This is a genomic window from Acidovorax sp. LjRoot204 (assembly GCF_056175785.1).
The window spans coordinates 1-21,357 of record NZ_JBGFFF010000016.1 but is presented as its reverse complement, the minus strand read 5'-3'; the positions used below and the strand labels follow the sequence as shown (position 1 = coordinate 21,357).

Here is a 21,357-nt window from a genome sequence, read left to right as displayed (position 1 = left end):
ATTGGTGTTACAGACCGCACTGCGGCGGGCTGCACGCATTCTTGGAGATGGCACTGACCACCCTCTGACGCGAAACCAACAAGAGCTTTCATCAAACTGACCGCTCTCTGACAACTTAGGGTGAAACCCGCAGCACCCCTTTCAGCATCCGGAAATTGCTCAGGGCTTGCCGGGTAAACCCGATGGGAGCTGGCTGACAGCGTCCCAGGCGGGGCCGTCGAACCAGGCGTCGCCATCGAGGTAGGCACGCAGCATGGGCAGGCCGTCGAGCCCCCAGAACAGCTTGCCGTCCACCCCCAACGCGGGCACGCCAAACACACCGGCTGCTTGCGCGGCTTCGGTGTTGGCGCGCAGCAAGGCCTTGGGGCCGTCGCTGTTCACGTCCTGCCCGGGGCGCACCTGCTCCGCAAGCGCCTCGGCCAGCGTGGCCAGGCGCGCAGGGTCCAGCGCGTCGGCGCCGCCTTGCCACACGTGCCGCAGCACCGTGCCCGCCACGTAGCGGTTGATGCTGCCGTCGTCACTGCAGGCCAGGGCCTGGCGCAGCAGGGGCAGCGGGTTGAACGGGTGGCGCGCAGGCATCTGCAGTGGCGTGCCTTGCGCATGGCCCAGCCAGGTCACATGGCGGTAGGTCCAGTCGCGCTTGGGGGCAATGCCCGCAGGGCCGGGGTTGCCGTGCTGCTGCAGCAGGGCACCCAGCAGCACGGGCTGGTAGGTCACGCTGTAGGTCAGCCCTTCCAGCACCTCGGGCAAGCGCTCAAACGCCAGCCAGGCATAGGGGGAAATGAAGTCCAGGTAGAACGTGATGCGCTTCATGCCTCGGTCTCCGGCACGGGCCAGGCAATGCCGGCGCGTTGCAACAACTGCGCCCAGATGGCGCGCCGCTGCGGAGCGTCGGCACGCGACCAGGCGCGGATTTCATCCAGCGTGCGAAAGCAGCCTTCGCAGTGGCTGCGGTCGGGCGTCATGCGGCACACCGAAATGCAGGGCGAAGGCACTGGCTCGGCACTTTTGGGGTCAAATTGGCCGGTAGCGCTAGTCTCTTTTGCCTTGGCAGCTAGCAAATCAATAGCATTCATGCGACCGCCTGGGGCGCAGACGCGTCCGCCACCGGTGCTTGCACCACGTCCACCACGGGTGCGCCCGTCAGGCGCTGCAGGTCGCTGGGGTGCAAGGGGAACACGCCATGGGGGTGGCCTGCTGCGGCCCACACCACGTCAAAGCGCAGCAGGTCCTGGTCGATGAGCGTGACGGGCGGCGTGGCATGCGCCACGGGCGACACGCCGCCAATCGAGAAGCCGGTGCGCGATTTCACAAACTCGGCATCGGCCCGACCGATCTTGCCGCCCACATGGGCTTCCACCTTTTTCTCGTCCACGCGTCGGTCGCCCGAGGTGACCACCAGCACCGCAGCATCGTCGCTCTTGCGCCGGAAGATGATGCTCTTGGCCACCTGCCCCACCAGGATGCCCAGCGCATCGGCGGCCTGCTGTGCGGTGCGTGCGGCATCGTCCAGCATCTGCGGCAGGTGCGGGTGGCCGCGCCGCTGCAGCTCGGCAGCCACACGCTGTACGCCCTCAGGCAGGTTCTTCAGTTCGGCTCCACACATTCGCGTTGTCTCCAGCAGGTCCACAGGGGGGCGTGATTCGGTCGGGTCTCCCTCCATTTTGCCGCGCGCCATGGCCTCCCTGGCACCCCGGCCCGCATGTCCCTGCACGGCGCTCCGGCACCCGGGCCAAATCCGGCCACTTTACAAACAGGAAATGTGTGCGCCCCACAATGCGCCGAACCTTCCCAACCCAACCGCTCCCACGCCCATGAACGATGCTGCGTTGTCCCCGCTGTGCCCGAGCCTGCCCGCGACCTCCCCTGCCAACACTGTGCCGGGCCGCCCCGCCCTCGGGGCATTGCCATGCCGGGGAACGTTGCTGGGGCTGCTGCTGATCGCGGGCATCTTGTCCGGCTGCAGCAAACCCAACGAGGCCCCCGCACCGGCCAAGGCCGCCCCTGAAGTGGGCGTAGTCACGCTCAAGCAGCAAAGCCAGCAGCTCGAAGCCGCCCTACCCGGCCGCACCCGCGCCTCGCTCACGGCCGAGGTAAGGCCCCAGGTGTCGGGCATCCTGCAAAAGCGCCTGTTCACCGAAGGGATGCTGGTGCGCCAAGGCCAGCCGCTGTACCAGATCGATGACGCCTCGCTGCGGGCCACGGAGGCAAGCGCGAAGGCAGCCCTGGCCAAGGCCGAGGCTACCGCGCGCACCCAGGAGGCCACGGCCAAGCGCAATGCGGAGCTGGTGAAGATCGACGCCATCAGCCAGCAGGCCTTTGAAGAAAGCCAGGCCGCCGCAGCCCAGTCGCGCTCCGACGTGGCCGTGGCCCAGGCCAACCTGGCCACCGCCCGCATCAACCTCAAGTACAGCCGCATCGAGGCACCGATCAGTGGACGCATCAGCCTGTCCAACGTGACGCCGGGAGCGCTGGTCACGGCCAACCAGGCCGATGCGCTGACCTCCATCGTCCAGCTTGACCCGATGTACGTGGACTTCACCCAGTCCACCACCGAGCTGATGCAGTTGCAGCGGGACTGGGACGCTGGCCGCTTCCAGAAGGTCGAGGGCGACAAGATCCCCGTGCGCATCCGCCTGGACGACGGCACCGAGTACGCGCAACGCGGCCAGCTGCAGTTTGCCGGCGTGATCGTGAACGCCACCACCGGCACCGTCACGCTGCGCGCCGTGGTGCCCAACCCCAGGGGCACGCTGATGCCCGGCATGTACGTGCAGGCGCTGCTGCCCACCGGCCTTGCGCCCGAAGCCCTGCTGGTGCCCCAGCAGGCCGTGACCCGCGACCTCACCGGCAAGCCCAGCGTGCTGGTGGTCAAGGAAGGCGATGTGGTGGAAAAACGCCCGATCAGCATCGACCGTGCGGTGGGCAACCAATGGCTGCTGCAAGGCGGGTTGGCTGCCGGCGAGCGCGTGGTGACCGAAGGGTTCCAGCGCGTCAAACCCGGCGACAAGGTGCGCGCGGTGGAAGTGGATCCCAAAGCCCCCGCCAAGGGCCGCAAGGGAGCCCCAGGCGCCGACGTGCCGCCCGCTGCAGGTGCCGCGCCCGCCTCGGCCCCTGCCCCAGCGGCCTCCCGCTGAGCACGAAGGACGCAGCACATGGCTCAGTTCTTCATCAACCGGCCCATTTTTGCCTGGGTCATCGCCATCATCATCATGCTGGGCGGTGCGCTGTCCATCGTCACGCTGCCGCTGGAGCAGTACCCCGACATCGCTCCGCCACGCGTGACCATCGGCTCGCAATACACCGGCGCCTCGGCCGAGACGGTCGAGAACTCGGTGACGCAGATCATCGAGCAGCAGCTCAAGGGCATCGACAACATGCTCTACATGAGCTCGACCTCGGATGCCTCGGGCCGCTCGCGCACCACGCTCACCTTCGCGCCCGGCACCAACATCGACGTGGCGCAGGTGCAGGTGCAAAACAAGCTGCAGGCCGCCACCAACCGCCTGCCCGACGCCGTCAAGAGCCGGGGCGTTTTCGTGAACAAGGGCGGGCAGGACTTCCTGGTCACCTACAGCTTCTTCTCCAAAGACCCCTCCATGAGCGCCGTGGACATCGGCGACTTCCTGACCAGCAGCCTGGTGGACGTGATCGGCCGCATCGACGGTGTCGGTGACGTGACGGTGTTCGGCACCAACTACGCCATGCGCATCTGGATGGACCCGGCCAAGATGGAGAAGTACGCGCTGATGCCGTCGGACCTGGTCAATGCGCTCAACGCCCAGAACGCGCAGGTATCTGCCGGCCAGCTGGGCGCCCTGCCCGCGGTGTCCGACCAGCAGCTCAACGCCACCATCACCGCCCGCACCAAGCTCAAGACGGTGGAGCAGTTCGAGGCCATCGTGCTCAAGTCGGCGCTCGATGGCTCAGTGGTCACCGTCAAGGACGTGGCCCGCGTGGAGCTGGGTGCCGAGAACCTGACTGTGAAGGCCAAGCTCAATGGCATGCCCGGCGCGGGCATGGGCATCGTGCTGGCCGACGGCGCCAACGCCATGCAGGTGGCCGACGCCATCGCCGCCAAGCTGGCTGAACTCAAGCCCTACTTTCCCAACCAGATCGACTACTTCGTGAGTTCGGACTCCACGCCCTTCGTGCGCGCATCCATCAAGGAAGTGGTCAGCGCACTGGGCGAAGCCATGATCCTGGTGGTGATCGTGATGTTCGTGTTTTTGCAGAACTTCCGCGCCACGCTGATCCCCGCCATTGCCGTGCCGGTGGTGCTGCTGGGCACCTTCGGGGTGCTGTCGCTGGCGGGGTATTCGATCAACACGCTGACCATGTTTGCCATGGTGCTGGCCATCGGCCTGCTGGTGGACGATGCGATCGTGGTGGTCGAAAACGTCGAGCGGGTGATGCACGAGACCGGCCAGTCGGCCAAGGAGGCCACCCGCCAGTCCATGCGCGAAATCACGCCCGCCCTGGTGGGCATCGGAGTCACGCTGTCGGCGGTGTTCGTGCCSATGGCGTTCTTTGGCGGCTCCACCGGCGTGATCTACCGGCAGTTCTCCATCACCATCGTGGCGGCCATGGCGCTGTCGGTGTTTGTGGCGCTCACCCTCACSCCGGCGCTGTGCGCCACGCTGCTCAAGCCCGCAGCCGCGTCTGCCGGGCATGACCGGCCCATCCGGCGCGGCCTGCTGGGCCTGAACGACCGGTTCTTCCGCTGGTTCAACCACCATTTCGACGCCACCTCGGCACGCTACCAGGGCACAGTGGCCTACACACTGCGCCGCACCAAGCGCATGGTGCTGATCTTTCTGGCGGTGTGTGGCGTGGTGTGGCTGCTCATGGCGCGCCTGCCCACATCCTTCCTGCCCGACGAAGACCAGGGCTTCCTGTACGTGAACGTGAACCTGCCCTCGGGCGCCGCCGATGCGCGGCTGCAGAGCGTGCTGGACCAGGTGCGCGACTACTTTGCGCAGCAGCCCGATGTGCTGAGCTTCTACCAGGTCTCGGGCATCAACGGAGACCAGGCCTCGGCACGTGGCTTTGTGCGCCTCAAGCCCTGGGAAGACCGCACGCTGCCCAACCAGGCCGCCGCGCAGATCGCCTACAAGGCCACGCGCGACCTGGCCTCCATCCGCGATGCGCGGGTGCTGGTCGTCATGCCGCCGGCCGTGCGGGGCCTGGGCTCCAGCTCGGGCTTCAACTTTGTGATCAAGGACATGAACGGCCTGGGCCACCAGGCGTTGCTGGCAGCCACCAACACCTTCCTGTCCGAAGCGCGCAAACGGCCCGAGCTGACCAACCTGCGCATGACCAACCTGGAAGATGCCAGCGAGCTGCGCCTGGAGATCGACGACCGCAAGGCCGCCGCGCTCGGGCTGTCGTACAACGACATCAACAGCGTGCTCTCCAGCGCCATTGGCGGCACCTACGTGAACGACTTCCTGAACAACGAACGGGTCAAGCGCGTGTACATCCAGGGCGACGCCCCGGCGCGCATGCTGCCGCAGGACGTGGCACGCTGGAGCGTGCGCAACAGCAAGGGCGAGATGGTGCCGTTTGGCGCGTTCTCCACCAGCTACTGGGCCTACGGATCGCCGCAGCTGCTGCGCTACAACGGCAACCCGGCGTACGAGCTGGAAGGCCGCGCCGCACCAGGCGTGAGCTCGGGCGCCGCCATGAAGATCGTGGAAGACATCCTGCGCACGCTACCTCCCGGCATTGGCTACGAGTGGACGGGCGCCTCGCTGCAAGAGCGCCAGTCGGGCGCCCAGGCCCCCATGCTGTACGCGATCTCGATCCTGTTCGTGTTCCTGTGCCTGGCGGCCCTGTATGAGAGCTGGACCGTGCCGCTGTCGGTGATCCTGGCCGTGCCGCTGGGCGTGGTGGGCGCACTCGCCGCCACCTACACCCGGGGCCTCACCAACGATGTGTACTTTCAGGTGGGGCTGCTGACCACGGTGGGGCTGGCGTCCAAAAACGCGATCCTGATCGTGGAGTTTGCTGTGCAGCTGCAGGAGCAGGGCAAGAACCTGTTTGACGCCATCGTCGCGGCCGTGCGCCTGCGCCTGCGGCCCATCCTGATGACCTCGCTGGCGTTCGGCTTCGGGGTGATCCCGCTGGCCATCGGCACCGGCGCGGGTGCAGGCGGTCGGGTGGCCATCGGTACCGCCGTGCTGGGCGGCATGCTGGCTTCCACGGTGCTGGGCATCTTCCTGGTGCCGGTGTTCTTCCTGCTGATCCGCCGCTGGTTCAAGAGCCGGTCGCGCAGCGAGGACAACGCACCGCCACCGCCTGCCACCACCCTACCGCACCCCACTCAGGAGAGCGCAGCATGACGCGCCCACCCTTTTCGCCACGCCGCCAGCGCCGGCCTGCCGCCATCGCTGCAGCCCTGGCCACCACCGCACTGATCGCGGGCTGCAACCTGGCCCCCATGCACCAGACGCCCGCCCTGCCGGTGCCTGACACCGTGGGCACCACCAGTGGGCAGCCGGCCGTGGCCAGCGACGCCAGTCTGCAGGCGGCAGCGGCGCTGGGCTGGGTGCAGGCCCAGCCGCTGCGCGATGTCATTGCCCTCGCGCTGTCGAACAACCGCGACCTGCGCGTGGCCGTCGAGACCATCGAACGGGCCCGCGCCCAGTACGGCATCACCCGCGCCGACCTGTTGCCCAGCGTCACCGCGCAGGCGCAGGCCAGCCGCGCGCGCACCGCCGCCGGCATGAGCAGCGCCACAGCCCCTGCGCAGGTGGCCACGCAGTACACGGCACAACTGGGGTTTGCCAGTTACGAGATCGACTTCTGGGGCCGGGTGCGCAACCTCAACGAGGCAGCGCTGCAGCAGTTTCTGCAGAGCCAGCAGAACCAGCGCAACATCCAGACGGGCCTGATTGCCGATGTGGCCAACGCCTGGCTCACCCTGGCCGCCGACGAAGCCCGGCTGCAACTGGCGCGCGACACCCTGGCCAGCCGCGAAAAGGCCTATGCGCTGACCGAACGCATCCACGCCATCGGCTCCACATCGGGACTGGTGCTGGCCCAGGCGCAGACCACGGTGGACGCGGCACGCGGCGATGTGGCGACCTACCTGGCGCAGGTGGAGCGCGACCGCAACGCACTGCAATTGCTGGTGGGAGGCCCGGTGCCTGCCGCGCTCTGGCCCACCGCCAGCACGCTGCGCGCTGACGCGCAGGCCCCGGCGGCCTTGCAGCCCGTGCCGGTGCCACTGGCGTCCAACGTGCTGCTCGCCCGCCCCGATGTGCAGGCCGCCGAAAACGCCCTGCGCGCCAGCGAAGCGAACATCGGCGCTGCGCGGGCGGCCCTGTTCCCCACCATCAGCCTCACGGCCAATGTAGGCACCGGCAGCCGCGAGCTGGACGGCCTGTTTGGTGCAGGCAGCGGCACCTGGAGCTTTGTGCCGCTGGTCCGCCTGCCCATCTTCGACGCCGGCCGCAACCGCGCCAACGTGCAGGTGGCCGAGGCCAACCAGCGCATCGCGGTGGCCCAGTACGAAAAGGCCGTGCAGACCGCGTTCCGCGAGACCGCCGATGTGCTGGCCGACCGCGCGCAGTGGGACGAGCGCATTGCGGCGCAGACGCGGCTGGTGGCCGCCACCCAGAAAGCGTTCGACCTGTCGGAGGCGCGTTTCAAGGCCGGGGTGGACAACTACCTCACGGTGCTGGATGCGCAGCGCAGCCTGTATGCGGCGCAGCAGACCCTCATCGGCCTGCGCCAGGCCGAGCAGGTCAACCGCGTGACGCTGTGGAAGGTGCTGGGAGGCACCCCGGACGCCGGTTGACGGCGGCCGGGTGCAGATGGATCAATAGTCAGCCCGCGCGCTTGGTCAGCAAGGCATTGGCAGCGCGTGAGTTGGGCTTGCGATCCAGGAAGCTGCTGATGTAGGCCCCGGCATCGATGAGGAGATCCAGGTCGATGCCGGTCTCAATGCCCATGCCCTGCAGCATGTACACCACGTCTTCGGTGGCCACGTTGCCGGTGGCGCCCTTGGCATAAGGGCAGCCGCCCAGACCCGCCACGGACGACTGGAAGTTCCACACGCCCAGTTCCAGCGCGGCCAGCGTGTTGGACAGCGCCTGCCCGTAGGTGTCATGAAAGTGGCCCGACACCTCGTCGATGCCAAAGTGCTGCAACGTGGCCTCCAGCGCCTTCTGCACCTTGCGCGGCGTGCCCACACCAATGGTGTCAGCCACATCCACGCGCTGCACGCCAATGCCCTGGAGCAGGCCAGCCAGGTAGGCCACGCGCTCAGGGGCAATGTCGCCTTCGTACGGGCAGCCCACGGTGCAGCTCATGGCGCCGCGCACACGGATGCCGGCGGCCAATGCGGCCTCCACTACAGGGGCAAAACGCTCGATGCTCTCGGCAATGCTGCAGTTGATGTTGCGTTGGCTGAAGGCCTCGCTGGCGGAACCGAAGACGACGATCTCGTCGGGTTTGTTCAGCAATGCCGCCTCAAAGCCCTTGAGGTTGGGCGTGAGCACCGAATACGCCACGCCTGGCTGGCGGGTGATGCCCGCCATCACCTCGTGGTTGTCGGCCATCTGCGGCACCCACTTGGGGCTGACGTAGCTGGTGACCTCGATCTCTTTCAGGCCGGCCTGCTGCAGGCGGTGCACCAGCTCGATCTTGACGGCGGCGGGCACCGGGGTCTTTTCGTTCTGCAGGCCGTCACGGGGGCCAACGTCGATGAGGCGGACGCGGGAGGGAATGCTCATGGGGCTACCAAGTGGTGGATCAAGGAATGCCGCCATTGTCTCGCCACCGCCTCCACAGGGCCACCCCATATCGTGCCAGACCATTCGCCGGACGCGCCATCAGCCAGCCCGGGTGTGATCACCCTCGACCTCCTGCCGCAGCAAGGCCACCATGGCCTGCGCCGCCAGCGACAGCGGCCGCCCGCGCAGCGTGATCAGCCCGATGGGCCGGTGCAGCACGGGCGCCTTGAGCGGGCGTGTGACCACCTCGGGCCGGCGCACCACCTGGGCGGCCAGCTCGGGCAGCGCGCTCACACCCAGCCCCGCCGCCACCATGGCCGCAATGGTGGCTAGGTGCTCCACCTCGTAGCGGGGTTCAAAGCGGATGCGATGCGTCAGCAGGGCCTCTTGCGCGTACTGCCGCACGCTGGTGCCCGCAGGCATGGAGATGTGGTGCAGCTCGGCCACCTCGGCCCAGGCGATGGCACCCCGCCCACGGGCCAGGGTGTGCGTGCGCTGCATCAGCAGCACAAACCGATCGGACACCAGCGGGGTGTAGTCCAGATCCGCATAGGCGGGGTTGGCGGCGGTGAGGGCAAAGTCCACGCGCCCGGCACGCACCATGTCAAACGCCGGGCCCGCCAGGCTGTCGATCAGCTCCATCTGCACGCCCGGGTGCTGTGTGGCGAACCGGGCAAACGCGCGGGGTACGGCCCCGGCTGCCAGCGACGGCAGCGCCGCCAGCGCAATGCGACCCACCTGCAGCTGCGCCACCTCCTGCACGCGGCGCACGGTCTCCTCCATCTGGTGGCGCAGAAACCGCGCCTGCTCGGCAAACACCTCGCCCGCCAGCGTGAGCTGCACGGTGCGCGTGGTGCGCTCGAACAGGCGCACGTCCAGCATCTCCTCCAGCCGAGCCACCGTGCCCGACACCGCCGACTGCGACAGGTGCATCTGCAAGGCCGTGCGCCGAAAACTCAGCGTCTCGGCCAGGGAGAGGAACACATCCACCTCGCGGGCGGACCAATTGATCTTCATAACCGATCAGTCTATCGAAAAAGACGTCTGGACCGCGCAATGTGGGGCCCCTAGACTGAATTCAACGCAAGCACACCGCTTGAACAGATTGAGAGCATCAAGGAGACACGATGGAGAACAGTTCGCCGCGCAGCGCGCGCACCGTGGTGGTAGGCGGAGGCACCATGGGGGCCGATGTGGCCGTGGTCCTGGCCCGTGGCGGCGCGCAGGTCACGGTGGTGGACCCCCACGCCGCCCGCCGCGAACACTTGCGGCCGCACATTGCGCAGGAGCTGGCCGCCGCAGGCCAAGCTACCCACGCCGGCCCGGTGCAGGTGTGCGCCAGCCTGCAGGATGTGGACTGGAACGGCGTGGTGCTGGTGGTGGAATGCATCACAGAGCAACTGGCAGCCAAACAAAAGCTGTTTGCCGAGCTGGAAACCGTGGCCCCCCCCAACGCCGTGCTGGCCAGCAACAGCTCGGGCTTTCCCATCAGTGCCATCGCCCAGGGACTGGGCACGGCTCAGCGGATGCTGGGCCTGCACTTCTTCATGCCCGCCCACCTGGTGCCGCTGGTGGAGGTGGTGCGGGGCGAGCGCAGCGACCCCGCGCTGGGCACCTGGCTGCACGCCTTCATGCGCGGCTGCGGCAGCGTGCCAGTGCTGGTCAAAAAGGACAAGCCCGGCTTTCTGGCCAACCGCATGCAGCACGCGCTCTCGCGCGAGGCCTTTGCACTCATCGACGAAGGCATTGCCTCGCCGGAGGACGTGGACGCCGCCGTGCGCTTTGGTTTTGGCTTTCGCTTCCTGGCGGCAGGCCCGGTGCTGCAGCGCGACCACGCAGGCATTGAGGTGCACACCGCTGCCGCAGCCACCATGTACCCCACGCTGTCGAACACCGACGTACCCGCCCAGGCCCTACGCGACAAGGTGGCGCAGGGTCAGCTCGGCATGAAGACGGGCAAGGGTTTTTTTGACTGGCCCGAAGACCGCAAGCGGGCCGAACGCGCGCGCTACGACACGCTGCTGCGCCAGGGCCTGGCGCTGCTGGCCGGCGAGTTGCCCACCATCGAGCCTCCCACCGATATGTCACAGACGGACACCCCAACGACCACTGGAGCCCGCGCATGAGTGCATCGCCCGCATCACCCACCATTGCCAGCCAGTGGGTTGACCCACTGATCGTGACCGTGGCGCCCAACGGCGCCTACAAACAGCCCGCCGACCACTCCGCCGTGCCCATCACACCGGCCACGCTGGCCACCACGGCCAAGGCCTGCCTGGACGCGGGAGCGGCCATGCTGCACATGCACATCCGCGACGCGCAAGGCCGCCACAGCCTCGATGTCGAAGGCTACCGCGAGGCGCAGCGCGTGGTGCGCCAGGCCGTGGGTGACGCGATGGTCATCCAGATCACCAGCGAAGCCGCAGGCGTGTACCAGGCCCCCGCGCAGATCGCCATGGTGGAGGCCCTGCAACCCGAGGCCGTGTCCATCGGACTGCGCGAAGTAGACAAGCCCGAGATCGGCGAAGCCGGACTGCAGCGCTTCTTCACCGGCCTCGCCCAGCGCCGCACCATGGTGCAGGTCATCCTGTATGACGTGGCCGACCTGCGCCGCTGGCAGGCACTGCGCGCCAGTGGCGTGGTGCCGGATGCGCCCTGGTTCCTGCTGTTTGTGCTGGGCCGCTACAGCGCGGGCCAGACCTCCAGCCCGCGCGACCTGCTGCCCTTTCTGAACGCCCATGACGGCAACGAGCCCTGGGYCGTGTGCGCCTTCGGGGCGGCAGAAAACGCCTGCGTGGCCGCAGCCGCCGTGTTTGGCGGCCACGCCCGCGTGGGGTTTGAAAACAACCTGCTGTGCAAGGACGGCAGCGTGGCCCCCGACAACACCGCGCTGGTGCGCCAGGCCGTCGAAGCCGCCGCCGCACTGGGCCGCCCGCTGGCCACCGCCGCCGACATCCGGCAGCGCTTTGGCGCAGGCTGAGCGGCACTACTCCATCGCGCTCCCCATCCATTGACATCAACCCGCAGCAGACGGGCTTTATCCATCCCCACAGGAGACAGACATGCACCACCGCCACCTTTACTCGTCCACACATCGCGGCGCCCGGCGCGCCGTGCTGCACGCAGCCCTTGCCGTGCCCCTGGCCCTGGGCATCGCAGGTCACGCTGCGGCGCAGACGGCCGCCACCGCCTTCCCCAGCAAGACCATCCGCTTTGTGGTGCCCTATCCGCCCGGTGGACCCACCGACCTGATGGCCCGCATGCTGCAGCCCGAGCTGCAAAGCCGCCTGGGTGTACCTGTGGTGGTGGACAACAAGGGCGGCGCCGGTGGCAACACCGGCAGCGCCGAGGTGGCCAAACAGGCGCCAGCGGACGGCCACACGCTGCTGCTGGCCGCCAGCGGCCCGATGGCGGTCAACCCCTCGCTGTACGCCAGCATGCCGTTCAACCCGCTGTCCGATCTGGTGCCGGTGATCCAGCTATCGGCATTTCCGCTGGTGCTGGAGGTGCATCCCTCCCTGGGCGTCAAGACACTGGCCGAATTCCTGGCCATGGCCAAGGCCGGCAAGCCAGTGCTGAGCTACGCGTCGGCCGGCAACGGCACACCGCAGCACCTGGCGGGCGAGCTGTTCAACACCACAGCGGGCGTGAAGATGGGGCACATCCCCTACCGTGGCGCTGGCCCCGCGCTCAACGACCTGATCGGCGGACAGGTGAACGTGATGTTCGACATCGTCGGTAGCTCCCTGCCCCACATCCAGGCGGGCAAACTCATTCCGCTGGCCGTCACATCCAGCGAACGCGCCAAGGTGCTGCCCAATGTGCCCACCATGGCGGAGGCTGGCATTGCGGGCTACCAGATCACCGGCTGGCATGGCATTGCGGTGCGCGCAGGCACCCCGCAAGCCACCGTTGACAAACTCAACGCCACGGTGAATGCGATCTTCAAGGAACCCGCGTTCCGCACCAAATGGGAAGCCATTGGCACGCCCGTGGTGGTGGGCACGGCGGCAGACTTTGGGGCGCTCATCAAGGCCGACGCGCAGCGACTGGGCAAGCTGGTGCGCGATGCCGGCGTGACGGTGGACTGAAAAGGCCCCCCCTCTGTGTCCGCGCACAGAGGGCTATGCGACAGACCTGGGGCGCAAGCGCAGCAACAGCCAGCCCACTGCCATACCGATGGCGCTGGAGAGCAGCATCACTGCACCGATCACTATCTTCACGGTGGTGGAACTGCGGATTTCCGCCTGCACCGGGTCCTTGGCGGAGTAGCGCACCGAAACAGTCTCACCCACCTTGTGGATGGCCTGCTGCTGGCGTGCGACCGAATCCGTGAAGCTATAGGTTCGCCCATCGCCCGCCACAAACTCCACAATGCTTTTCTTGGCAAGCCCCCGGCGGTGGGATGGGCCTGTCATGATTTCTTCATGCGCCACCACCCGGCCCTTGGCGGTGTGCGTGTCGCCCAGCATGTTCATGCCAGAGGCCAACAACCACGCCGCGCCCAGCGCGGTCAAGGCGCTGGGCACCAGCAGCATCCAGCCCAAAAGGCCAAAGAAACGACGAAACGTGGAGGTGCTCATGTCCGCCATTCTCTACGCTGGCGAGCGCGTGGACCGACGGCCTCAGTAGCCCCGCGCGGGGTTCACGACGCCCGCCACCGCCTCGCCGCGCTCCAGCGCCACCATCTTGCGTGCGATCTGGGCAATGCTCTCGTCGCGCAGCGTGCGCGCTGACGTGTGGGGCGTGACGGTGATGCGTGGGTGCGTCCAGAACGCATGGCCTGCGGGCAACGGCTCGGTGCGGAACACATCGAGCGTGGCGCCTGCCACATGGCCGCTGTCGATGGCGGCCACCAGGTCTTCGTCCACCAGGTGCGCGCCGCGCGCCACATTGATCACGTAGGCACCCGGCTGCAGGCGAGCGAGCGTGCCCTTGTTGATGACGTTGGTCGTATCGGGCGTGAGCGGCAGCAGGTTGACCAGGACGCGGCTCGCGGCCAGAAAGTCATTGAATTGATCTGCGCCCGCAAAGCCGCGCACGCCGTCGATGGCCTTGGGGCTGCGGCTCCAGCCGTTGATGGGAAATTCAAACTGCGCCAGCGCCTTGGCAACCCGCTCGCCCAGCACGCCCAGGCCCATCACACCGATGGGATAGTCGCTGCGCAGGCGTGGCTTGCGGTAGCCCCAGCGGCCCGCCTGGGTGTCGGCCTCATAGCCATCAAACTCGCGGAAGTGGCGGATGACCGCGTGGCACACATATTCAGCCATCTGCACGGCCATGCCCGCATCATCCAGCCGCACCACCAGGGCCTTGGGAGGCAAGCGCAGCTTGAGGAGGGCATCCACCCCCGCGCCAATGTTGAACAGGGCTTTGAGCACCGGCTGTTCGTCCATGAACTGCTGGGGTGGTGCCCAGACCACGGCGTAGTCGGCCTGCGGGGCGCCGGGCTGCCAAACAGAAATCTCAACGCCGGGCAGCGCGGCGGAAAAGCCCTGGAGCCAGGGCTCGGGCTTGGCATCGGTACAGCAAAAGGTGATTTTCATGGGGCCCAAGCGTAGCCGCATTGGGCCCCCTGCGCTGTCACCTGCAGACGACTCGGGACACTGCGTGGCTCAGGCCTTGTCGGCGGCTACCAGCTTGAGCAGCTCTGCCCCCTCGGTCACCTGGTCGCCTGGCGCGTACAGCAGCTCCTGCACCACGCCGTCGGCTGGGGCGGCAATGGTGTGCTCCATCTTCATGGCCTCCATCACCGCCAGTGGCTGCCCCTTGGCAACCTTGTCGCCCGCCTTCACGGCAAACGACACCACCTTGCCGGGCATGGGGGCTGTGAGGCGTCCGCCTTCAGCCGCTGCCTCGCCCGCGTGGGCCAGCAGGTCGATGGCGGTGATCTGCGTGGCGCCCAGCGGGGTGAACACATGGTCCACCTCGCCCTGCGCGTACACGGCAGCGCGCGTGCGCTGGCCGGCGAACTGCAACTCGATGGCGCCCTGGGGCGCTGCGCCAAAGACCAACGAACCGGACACGGCAGCGTCGCCCTCGCCCACCTTCAAGTGCAAGCCGCCACCGCGCTCGTAAGTCAGCAGCGCCTTGGCGTGTTCACCGCCAAATTCAAATTCAAACCGGCGCTGCACCACGCCATGCGTGTGAAAGCCGTCGCGGCGGCTGAACGGGTCCACGCCCTCGCTCGTACGCTCATTCAGCAGGGCCTGCGCCACGGCCGCCGCAGCGGCCAGGGGCAAGCCCACGGGTTCCTGGTGGAACAACACAGCCTGCTCACGCGGGATCAGCGCCGTGTCCAGCTTGGCGCGGGCAAACGCATCGGTGCGTGCCACGCGGCGCAAAAACTGCACGTTGGTTGCCAGGCCCACGATGTGGGTCTGGGCCAGCGCCTCGTCCAGCCGCGCCAGCGCCTGTTCGCGCGTGTCGCCGTGCACGATGAGCTTAGCCACCATGGAGTCGTAGAACGGGCTGATCGCATCGCCCTGTCGCACGCCGGAATCCACGCGCACCGCGCCTCTTTCAAACGTCACGCAATCGGGCAGCGCATACACATTGAGCGCACCGGTCGCGGGCAGGAAGTTGTTGTCCGGGTTCTCGGCACAGATGCGGGCCTCGATGGCGTGGCCTGTGATGCGCAGGTCTTGCTGCTGGAGCGGCAATGGCTCGCCCGACGCTACACGCAGCTGCCACTCCACCAGATCGAGGCCCGTGATGGCCTCGGTCACAGGGTGCTCCACCTGCAGGCGGGTGTTCATCTCCATGAAGTAGAACTTCATCTGCTCGGGGGCGTCGTAGCCGCCGGGCTGCTCGACGATGAACTCCACCGTGCCCGCGCCCACGTAGTTCACAGCCTTGGCGGCGGCCACAGCGGCCTCGCCCATGCGGGCGCGCAGCTCCGGCGTCATGCCCGGCGCAGGCGCTTCTTCCAGCACCTTCTGGTGGCGGCGCTGCACGGAGCAATCGCGCTCGAACAAGTACACGCAGTTGCCGTGCGTGTCGCCAAACACCTGGATCTCAATGTGGCGCGGGCGCTGCACGTACTTTTCGACCAGCACCGCGTCGTCACCAAAGCTGTTGATGGCCTCGCGCTTGCAGGAGTCGAGCGCCGCCGCAAAGTCCTCGGCCTTGTCCACGGCGCGCATGCCTTTGCCGCCGCCGCCGGCGCTGGCCTTGATGAGCACGGGATACCCAATACGGTCCGCCTCGCGTTGCAGCAGCGCCGGGTCCTGGTCAGCACCGTGGTAGCCGGGCACCAGGGGCACCTGTGCCTGCTCCATGAGGCGCTTGGACTCGGCCTTCAGCCCCATGGCATTGATGGCGCTGGCGGGGGGGCCAATGAAAACCAGGCCCGCGTCGGCACAGGCCTTGGCGAAGTCTTCGTTCTCGCTCAGAAAACCGTAGCCAGGGTGGATGGCCTGCGCGCCCGTGGCCTTGGCGGCCTCGATGATGCGCTCCCAGCGCAGGTAGCTGTCCTTGGGTGCGCTGCCGCCGATGTGCACGGCCTCGTCGCACACGGCCACGTGTTTAGCGTTGGCGTCGGCGTCGGAGTACACGGCGACGGTTTTCACGCCCAGGCGCTTGGCGGTCGCTGCGACACGGCAAGCGATCTCGCCACGGTTTGCAATAAGGATCTTGTTGAACATGTTTAAGCCACCTTGGCAGAACCAGAAAAGAAAGAGGACAAGCGCCGCACGACGGCGCGCAGAAACTTGAACAGCACCACCAGCAGCAGCACCGACACCGCCACCATCACCACCAGCGCGATGCCAAAGGCCACCGGGTGCTGCGTGGCCAGCCAGACCACGACCACGACCAGGCCGTCTTCAAAGAACGACAGCCCCCAGTTGGAAAACGGCTCGGGCGAGGTGTTCACGGCAGCGCGGGTGGTCATCTTGGTGGCCAAGGCCGTGGCAGAGAGCGAGCCGCCCAGCAGTCCCGCCACCACGGCCATGGTCGCGTTGTCGGCACCGAACACGCCGTAGGCCAACGCAGCACCTGCAGGTACGCGGATGAAGGCATGGATGGCATCCCAGGCGCTGTCCACCCAGGGCACCTTGTCGGCAAAAAACTCCACCATCAGCATGAAGCCGCTGACCATCAGCACCAGCGGGTGCTGCAGCATGACCAGGCCTGGCGGCAGGGGCATCCAGCCCAGCACGCCCATCATGCCGACCAGGAACACCACGGCATACAGCCGGAACCCGCTGGCCCAGCCCAGTGCGGCGGCCAGCGCCAGCAGGCTGGGCATGTCGAGCTTCGCAGTTGCTGTGGCTGCCGCGTCGCCCACGGCGCGCGCGGTGCCGCCATCCACATGCAGCCCCAGCGTGTGGAGCCACTGCACGATGTTGAACCAGAGGGTGTCCATGGCCTGCTTGTACTGATCAGCCCAACCAGGCGGGTTTGCGCTTGTTGAGGAAGGACTGCACGCCTTCCTTGCCCTCGTCGCTGGCACGGATGTCGGCAATGCCCTGCACCGTGGTGGCAATCAGCCCGGCATTGATTTCGCGCTCAGCCACATCCATCACCAGCTTCTTGCAGACGCGCACGGCGTTGGGGCTGGCGCTGGTCAGGGCCTTGAGCAGTTCGTCCACTTTGGCGTCGAGCTGGTCAGCCACCACGACCTCGTGCACAAACCCAATGCGCAAGGCTTCGGCCGCGCCAAAACGCTCTGCCGTGAGGAAGTAGCGGTGCGCAGCACGTGCGCCCATGGCACGGATCACATAAGGGCTGATGGTGGCGGGGATGAGCCCCAGCTTCACCTCGCTGAGGCAAAAGCCCGCCGTGTCCACGGCCACGGCCATGTCGCACGCGGCCACCAAGCCCATGCCACCGGCGTACACATCGCCCTGCACACGTGCCACCGTGGGCTTGGGGCACTCGTAGATCACCCGCAGCATCTCGGCCAACTTTCCCGCGTCGGCGACGTTCTCGTCGCGCGTGTAGTCGGCCATGCGGCGCATCCAGTTGAGGTTGGCACCGGCGCAGAAGGCCGGGCCTTCCGCGGCCAGCACCACGGCGCGCACATCGGCACGCCCTCCGACTTCCAGAAAGGCGGCGGTGATCTCGGCAATGACCTCATCGCTGAAGGCGTTGCGAATTTCAGGCTGCGTGAGCGTGATGCGCGCCACGGCGCCGGTCTGAGTGATGGAAAGGTTCTGGCTGCTCATGGCTTGGACGGGTTTTGCAGAAAGTAGACGAAGTCCAGCTCGGGACAGGGCTGGCCCAGCGCGGTTAATGCCGCAGTGATCTGACCCCGGTGGTGCGTTCCGTGGTTGAACACGTGCGCCAGCGTGGCCGCAAACGGCAGCGATGCCGCCGTGCCACGCATGGTGGTGTAGTCGAGCGTGCCGCTCCAGCGATCAGGCGAGAACGACGCAATCAGCGGTGCCCAGCGGGCCGCTCCTTCGCGCAGGCGGGCATCGAGTTGCGCGCGGTCGGGTTCCAGCTCGGCGTCCAGCGCCACCTTGGGCGAAATGCCTTCGGCAAAGCGCACGAACCACAGATGGTGCTCGCCCACCAGCAGGTGGTTGAGCGTGCCGTGGATGCTTTTGAAGAACAGGCCCACATCGCGCCGGTAGTCGTCCCCTGGTACCTCCGCCACTGCGTCGAGCAGCCGAGCAGTGGCCCACTGGTTGTAGCGTGCGAGTTGGGTGAAATGGTCGGTGGCGTTCATGGCGCGGTCGGGGTGCCCAGCACCCGTTTCCAGAAGGATTGCAGCGCGGCCAGCGACTGAACGCGCGCTGTGGGATTTCCGCCCTGGTGCACACCGTGGGCCGACGTGCCATTGGGCACATCGCCGCGCAGGCGCACGGGCGCAGTGCCATCAAAGCCGTGGTAGCTGCCTTCGTACACGTGCACCGTCACGTCGCTGCCAGCGCGGGCCTTCAGCGTGCCGGCCCAATCCACGCAGGGTTGGGCTGGGGTCCAGTCGTCCAGCGCACCCAGCTGCATCAGCAGCGGAACACTTTCTGCCACGGCCTGGTGTTTGAGCAACGGCCCGCAGCCGGGGTAGAAAACCGCCGCACCGGCCAGTGTCGGCTCGCCCTCGCGCGGGTGGGTGAGCCGCTGCACCAGCAAATTCAACGTGGTGGTGCCGCCGTTGGACCAGCCCATCACGCCGATGTGCCGCGCATCCACGCCGGGCTGCGCGGCCAGCCACACCAGGGCCGCGCGCGCGTCTTGCACGCGGTCGTTTACGTTCAGGCTGCGGTCGCTGTAGCGGGTCTGGCACACATCACGCAGCCCGCGCGATCCGAAACTGTCCGGCATCAGCACGGCATAGCCTGCGGCGTGCAGCGTTTCGGCCGTTTCACGGTAGCGGGAAGACAACACGCCCGCCTTGGCAAACAGGCCTCCACAGCCATGCAGCGCCAGAACGGCCGGCTGTACAGACGCATTGGCCTGCGCGGATGATGGCTGGGGCGCTGGCCACCAATGGGCACGCAGCACGGTACCGGAAGGCAAAGGCAACTCCACCTGGTGCAGCGCCGCAGGCTCTCCAGGGGGCGACTGGGCCCATGCGGCGCCAGTGCAGGCGCCAGCAAGCGCCAACGCGGCGAAGGCCTTGCGAGGAGAGAGATAGATGGCGAACGTCATGGCAGACAAGTCAACGCGCAACGGCGGCGGGGAACCCGTTCGCATCCAGAAACTCGGACACGGCGGGCTGCCACACCTGCGGGAAACGCGTGAAGAGGGAATGCCCGTCTTCGCCATGGGGCGGGAACTGCACAAAGCTCGCCTTGCCGCCCGCCTTGGTGAACGCAGCGTGCCACTGGCGCGGCAACTGGGGGCCGAAGTACATGTCATTTTCGGTGTAGATCCACAGCATAGGCACCTTGGCCTGCGCACCGTAGGCCTGAAAAGTGCGCTCCAGCGCAGGCTGCGAGCAGGGATTCTGGGGCCGGCCCTTGGGGTCGCCGCCACTGCCGCCTGCAAAGTTGATGGCCGCAACCACTCCGGGCGGATTCATCGCAGCCAGGGCCACCGTGCTGGCGCCACCGAACGACTGCCCGACCACCAGCACCCTGTCGGGTGCAACGTCCGGCCGCTGGCGCACGGCGTTCAGGGCGGCCAGGATTTGCACGGCTGCGGCGTCGAACCCTGGCGGGTAGTTGCGGTTGTTGCACGCCCCCGTGTCCTCCACGTCCTCGCCACCGCTCACGCCATAGCCCACGCGGGTCGGCACGGCCACCACAAAGCCACGGCGCAGCAGGTAGCGCGACGCATCGGTGTAGCGCGCCCGCCCCAGACTGGCCCGGCCTTGCGCATCCGGTGCGCGACCGTGGTTGATGAGTGCAATCGGCGCGGGCCGGGGGTTGGTGTCGTCGGACCAGACCGTCACGCGGATGTCTTGGGCGATCTGCTTGCCCCAGGGGTTTTTGACCTGCACGGGCACATCGATCTGCTCCTCCACCACCCGTGCATGCGCGACACCGGCCAGCACCGCCAACGCCACGCCCCAAGACAGTCCACAAGACACGCGCATCTCTGCAGCCCCTCACATGCGGAACAGGCCGAACTTGGTGTCTTCAATGGGCGCATTGCGCGTGGCGGCCAGGCCCAGCGCCAGCACACGGCGGGTGTCGGCGGGGTCGATCACACCGTCATCCCACAAGCGCGCAGTGGCGTAGTAGGGGTGGCCCTGGTCTTCGTAYTGMYGGCGGATSGGSGCCTTGAAGGCTTCYTCCTCYTCCWTGCTCCACTGGCCGCCCTTSMMTTCGATGCCGTCGCGCTTCACCGTGGCCAGCACRCYYGCGGCCTGCTCGCCGCCCATCACGCTGATGCGCGCGTTGGGCCACATCCASAGGAAGCGGGGCGAGTACGCGCGGCCGCACATGCCATAGTTGCCTGCGCCAAAGCTGCCGCCGATGATGATGGTGAACTTGGGCACGCTGGCCGTGGCAACGGCCGTCACCATCTTGGCGCCGTTGCGGGCGATGCCTTCGTTCTCGTACTTGCGGCCCACCATGAAGCCGGTGATGTTCTGCAGGAACACCAGCGGGATCTTGCGCTGGCAGCACAGCTCGATGAAGTGYGCRCCCTTSWGCGCCGAYTCGCTGAACAGGATGCCGTTGTTGGCGATGATGCCGACCATCATCCCTTCGATGCGTGCAAAGCCCGTGACCAGTGTGGTGCCGTAGCGCGCCTTGAACTCGTCGAGCTCGCTGCCGTCCACGATGCGCGCAATGATCTCGCGCACATCGAACGGCTTGCGCGTGTCCACGGGAATCACGCCGTACAGCTCGTCTGCTGCGAATTTAGGAGCTACCGGCGCATGATCTGCGGGCGCCTGCGGCTTGTTTTTATTCAAATTGCGCACTGCATTACGTGCCAGTTGCAGCGCGTGCATATCGTTCTGCGCCAGGTGGTCGGCCACACCCGACAGGCGGGTGTGCACGTCGCCGCCGCCCAGGTCTTCGGCCGTCACGACCTCGCCCGTCGCGGCCTTGACCAGCGGCGGGCCRCCCARRAAGATGGTGCCCTGGTTCTTSACGATGATSGACTCGTCRCTCATSGCCGGCACRTASGCRCCRCCTGCCGTGCACGAKCCCATGACCACSGCGATCTGCGMGATGCCCWKGGCGCTCATGTTGGCCTGGTTGWAGAAGATGCG

The 21,357-nt window shown here is 67.2% G+C and carries 20 protein-coding genes; 6 read left to right on the top strand and 14 right to left on the bottom strand.

The window, feature by feature from the left end; genetic code table 11:
• Positions 1-159: 159 nt before the first annotated feature.
• The 3 genes from AC04MI_RS05320 to AC04MI_RS05310 are packed head-to-tail and all read right to left on the bottom strand — an operon-like array spanning position 160 to position 1,606.
• A complete protein-coding gene (locus tag AC04MI_RS05320) occupies positions 160-813 on the bottom strand; it encodes a 2-hydroxychromene-2-carboxylate isomerase (RefSeq protein ID WP_056057880.1) in 654 nt (217 codons plus the stop codon).
• Positions 810-1,076, bottom strand: coding sequence for a DUF1289 domain-containing protein (locus AC04MI_RS05315; protein ID WP_015015746.1), 267 nt, complete (start codon positions 1,074-1,076; stop codon positions 810-812). Before AC04MI_RS05315 ends, AC04MI_RS05320 begins: the two co-directional genes overlap by 4 nt.
• Positions 1,073-1,606 carry a YbaK/EbsC family protein gene (locus AC04MI_RS05310; RefSeq protein WP_056057877.1) on the bottom strand — a complete coding sequence of 178 codons (534 nt, stop codon included), beginning with the start codon at positions 1,604-1,606 and terminating at the stop codon, positions 1,073-1,075. Before AC04MI_RS05310 ends, AC04MI_RS05315 begins: the two co-directional genes overlap by 4 nt.
• A gap of 208 nt (positions 1,607-1,814) precedes the next feature.
• On the opposite strand from AC04MI_RS05310, the gene AC04MI_RS05305 reads away from it, so the two are divergent.
• The 3 genes from AC04MI_RS05305 to AC04MI_RS05295 are packed head-to-tail and all read left to right on the top strand — an operon-like array spanning position 1,815 to position 7,804.
• A complete protein-coding gene (locus AC04MI_RS05305) occupies positions 1,815-3,137 on the top strand; it encodes an efflux RND transporter periplasmic adaptor subunit (protein ID WP_056057874.1) in 1,323 nt (440 codons plus the stop codon).
• Between the two features lie 18 nt (positions 3,138-3,155).
• A complete protein-coding gene (locus tag AC04MI_RS05300; protein WP_476497234.1) occupies positions 3,156-6,344 on the top strand; it encodes an efflux RND transporter permease subunit in 3,189 nt (1,062 codons plus the stop codon).
• Entirely contained in the window at positions 6,341-7,804 is a 1,464-nt protein-coding gene (locus tag AC04MI_RS05295) for an efflux transporter outer membrane subunit (RefSeq protein ID WP_476497233.1), read from the top strand. The genes AC04MI_RS05300 and AC04MI_RS05295 overlap by 4 nt, the downstream gene beginning before the upstream one ends.
• 28 nt (positions 7,805-7,832) lie before the next feature.
• Here the strand turns inward: AC04MI_RS05295 and AC04MI_RS05290 are convergent, their stop codons facing one another.
• A complete protein-coding gene (locus AC04MI_RS05290; RefSeq protein ID WP_436077543.1) occupies positions 7,833-8,741 on the bottom strand; it encodes a hydroxymethylglutaryl-CoA lyase in 909 nt (302 codons plus the stop codon).
• 99 nt (positions 8,742-8,840) lie between these two features.
• Positions 8,841-9,758: a LysR family transcriptional regulator gene (locus AC04MI_RS05285; protein ID WP_099729225.1), complete on the bottom strand. Its 918-nt coding sequence runs from the start codon at positions 9,756-9,758 to the stop codon at positions 8,841-8,843.
• Between the two features lie 110 nt (positions 9,759-9,868).
• On the opposite strand from AC04MI_RS05285, the gene AC04MI_RS05280 reads away from it, so the two are divergent.
• The 3 genes from AC04MI_RS05280 to AC04MI_RS05270 all read left to right on the top strand — a co-directional run bounded on the left by AC04MI_RS05280 (position 9,869) and on the right by AC04MI_RS05270 (position 12,832).
• Positions 9,869-10,867 (top strand): 3-hydroxyacyl-CoA dehydrogenase family protein, encoded by a 999-nt coding sequence (locus AC04MI_RS05280; protein ID WP_436077542.1) that lies wholly within the window; start codon positions 9,869-9,871, stop codon positions 10,865-10,867.
• Positions 10,864-11,721 carry a beta-keto acid cleavage family enzyme gene (locus AC04MI_RS05275; protein ID WP_476497230.1) on the top strand — a complete coding sequence of 286 codons (858 nt, stop codon included), beginning with the start codon at positions 10,864-10,866 and terminating at the stop codon, positions 11,719-11,721. The genes AC04MI_RS05280 and AC04MI_RS05275 overlap by 4 nt, the downstream gene beginning before the upstream one ends.
• 82 nt (positions 11,722-11,803) lie before the next feature.
• Positions 11,804-12,832, top strand: coding sequence for a Bug family tripartite tricarboxylate transporter substrate binding protein (locus AC04MI_RS05270; RefSeq protein ID WP_436077541.1), 1,029 nt, complete (start codon positions 11,804-11,806; stop codon positions 12,830-12,832).
• A gap of 33 nt (positions 12,833-12,865) precedes the next feature.
• Here AC04MI_RS05270 and AC04MI_RS05265 read toward each other — a convergent pair whose 3' ends face one another.
• The 9 genes from AC04MI_RS05265 to AC04MI_RS05225 form a co-directional block, all read right to left on the bottom strand.
• On the bottom strand, positions 12,866-13,324 hold the full coding sequence (locus AC04MI_RS05265; RefSeq protein ID WP_436077540.1) for a DUF3592 domain-containing protein: 459 nt from the start codon (positions 13,322-13,324) through the stop codon (positions 12,866-12,868).
• A 42-nt stretch (positions 13,325-13,366) separates the two neighbouring features.
• Complete coding sequence (locus AC04MI_RS05260; protein WP_436077539.1) at positions 13,367-14,287, bottom strand: 2-hydroxyacid dehydrogenase; 921 nt, start codon at positions 14,285-14,287, stop codon at positions 13,367-13,369.
• Between the two features lie 69 nt (positions 14,288-14,356).
• Entirely contained in the window at positions 14,357-16,387 is a 2,031-nt protein-coding gene (locus AC04MI_RS05255) for an acetyl/propionyl/methylcrotonyl-CoA carboxylase subunit alpha (protein WP_146869719.1), read from the bottom strand.
• Positions 16,388-16,389: 2 nt separating this feature from the next.
• The gene (locus AC04MI_RS05250; protein WP_436077538.1) at positions 16,390-17,109 is read right to left on the bottom strand and encodes a DUF4126 domain-containing protein; all 720 of its coding nucleotides are present in this window, start codon (positions 17,107-17,109) and stop codon (positions 16,390-16,392) included.
• Positions 17,110-17,125: 16 nt separating this feature from the next.
• Positions 17,126-17,911, bottom strand: a complete 786-nt coding sequence (locus AC04MI_RS05245) for an enoyl-CoA hydratase/isomerase family protein (protein WP_436077537.1) — start codon at positions 17,909-17,911, stop codon at positions 17,126-17,128.
• The gene (locus AC04MI_RS05240; protein ID WP_436077536.1) at positions 17,908-18,417 is read right to left on the bottom strand and encodes a DinB family protein; all 510 of its coding nucleotides are present in this window, start codon (positions 18,415-18,417) and stop codon (positions 17,908-17,910) included. Before AC04MI_RS05240 ends, AC04MI_RS05245 begins: the two co-directional genes overlap by 4 nt.
• Positions 18,414-19,340 (bottom strand): dienelactone hydrolase family protein, encoded by a 927-nt coding sequence (locus AC04MI_RS05235; protein ID WP_436077535.1) that lies wholly within the window; start codon positions 19,338-19,340, stop codon positions 18,414-18,416. The genes AC04MI_RS05240 and AC04MI_RS05235 overlap by 4 nt, the downstream gene beginning before the upstream one ends.
• A gap of 10 nt (positions 19,341-19,350) precedes the next feature.
• Positions 19,351-20,223: an alpha/beta hydrolase family protein gene (locus tag AC04MI_RS05230; RefSeq protein ID WP_395456425.1), complete on the bottom strand. Its 873-nt coding sequence runs from the start codon at positions 20,221-20,223 to the stop codon at positions 19,351-19,353.
• A gap of 18 nt (positions 20,224-20,241) precedes the next feature.
• A partial coding sequence (locus AC04MI_RS05225) for a carboxyl transferase domain-containing protein (protein ID WP_476497229.1) occupies positions 20,242-21,357 on the bottom strand: 1,116 nt, incomplete at its 5' end.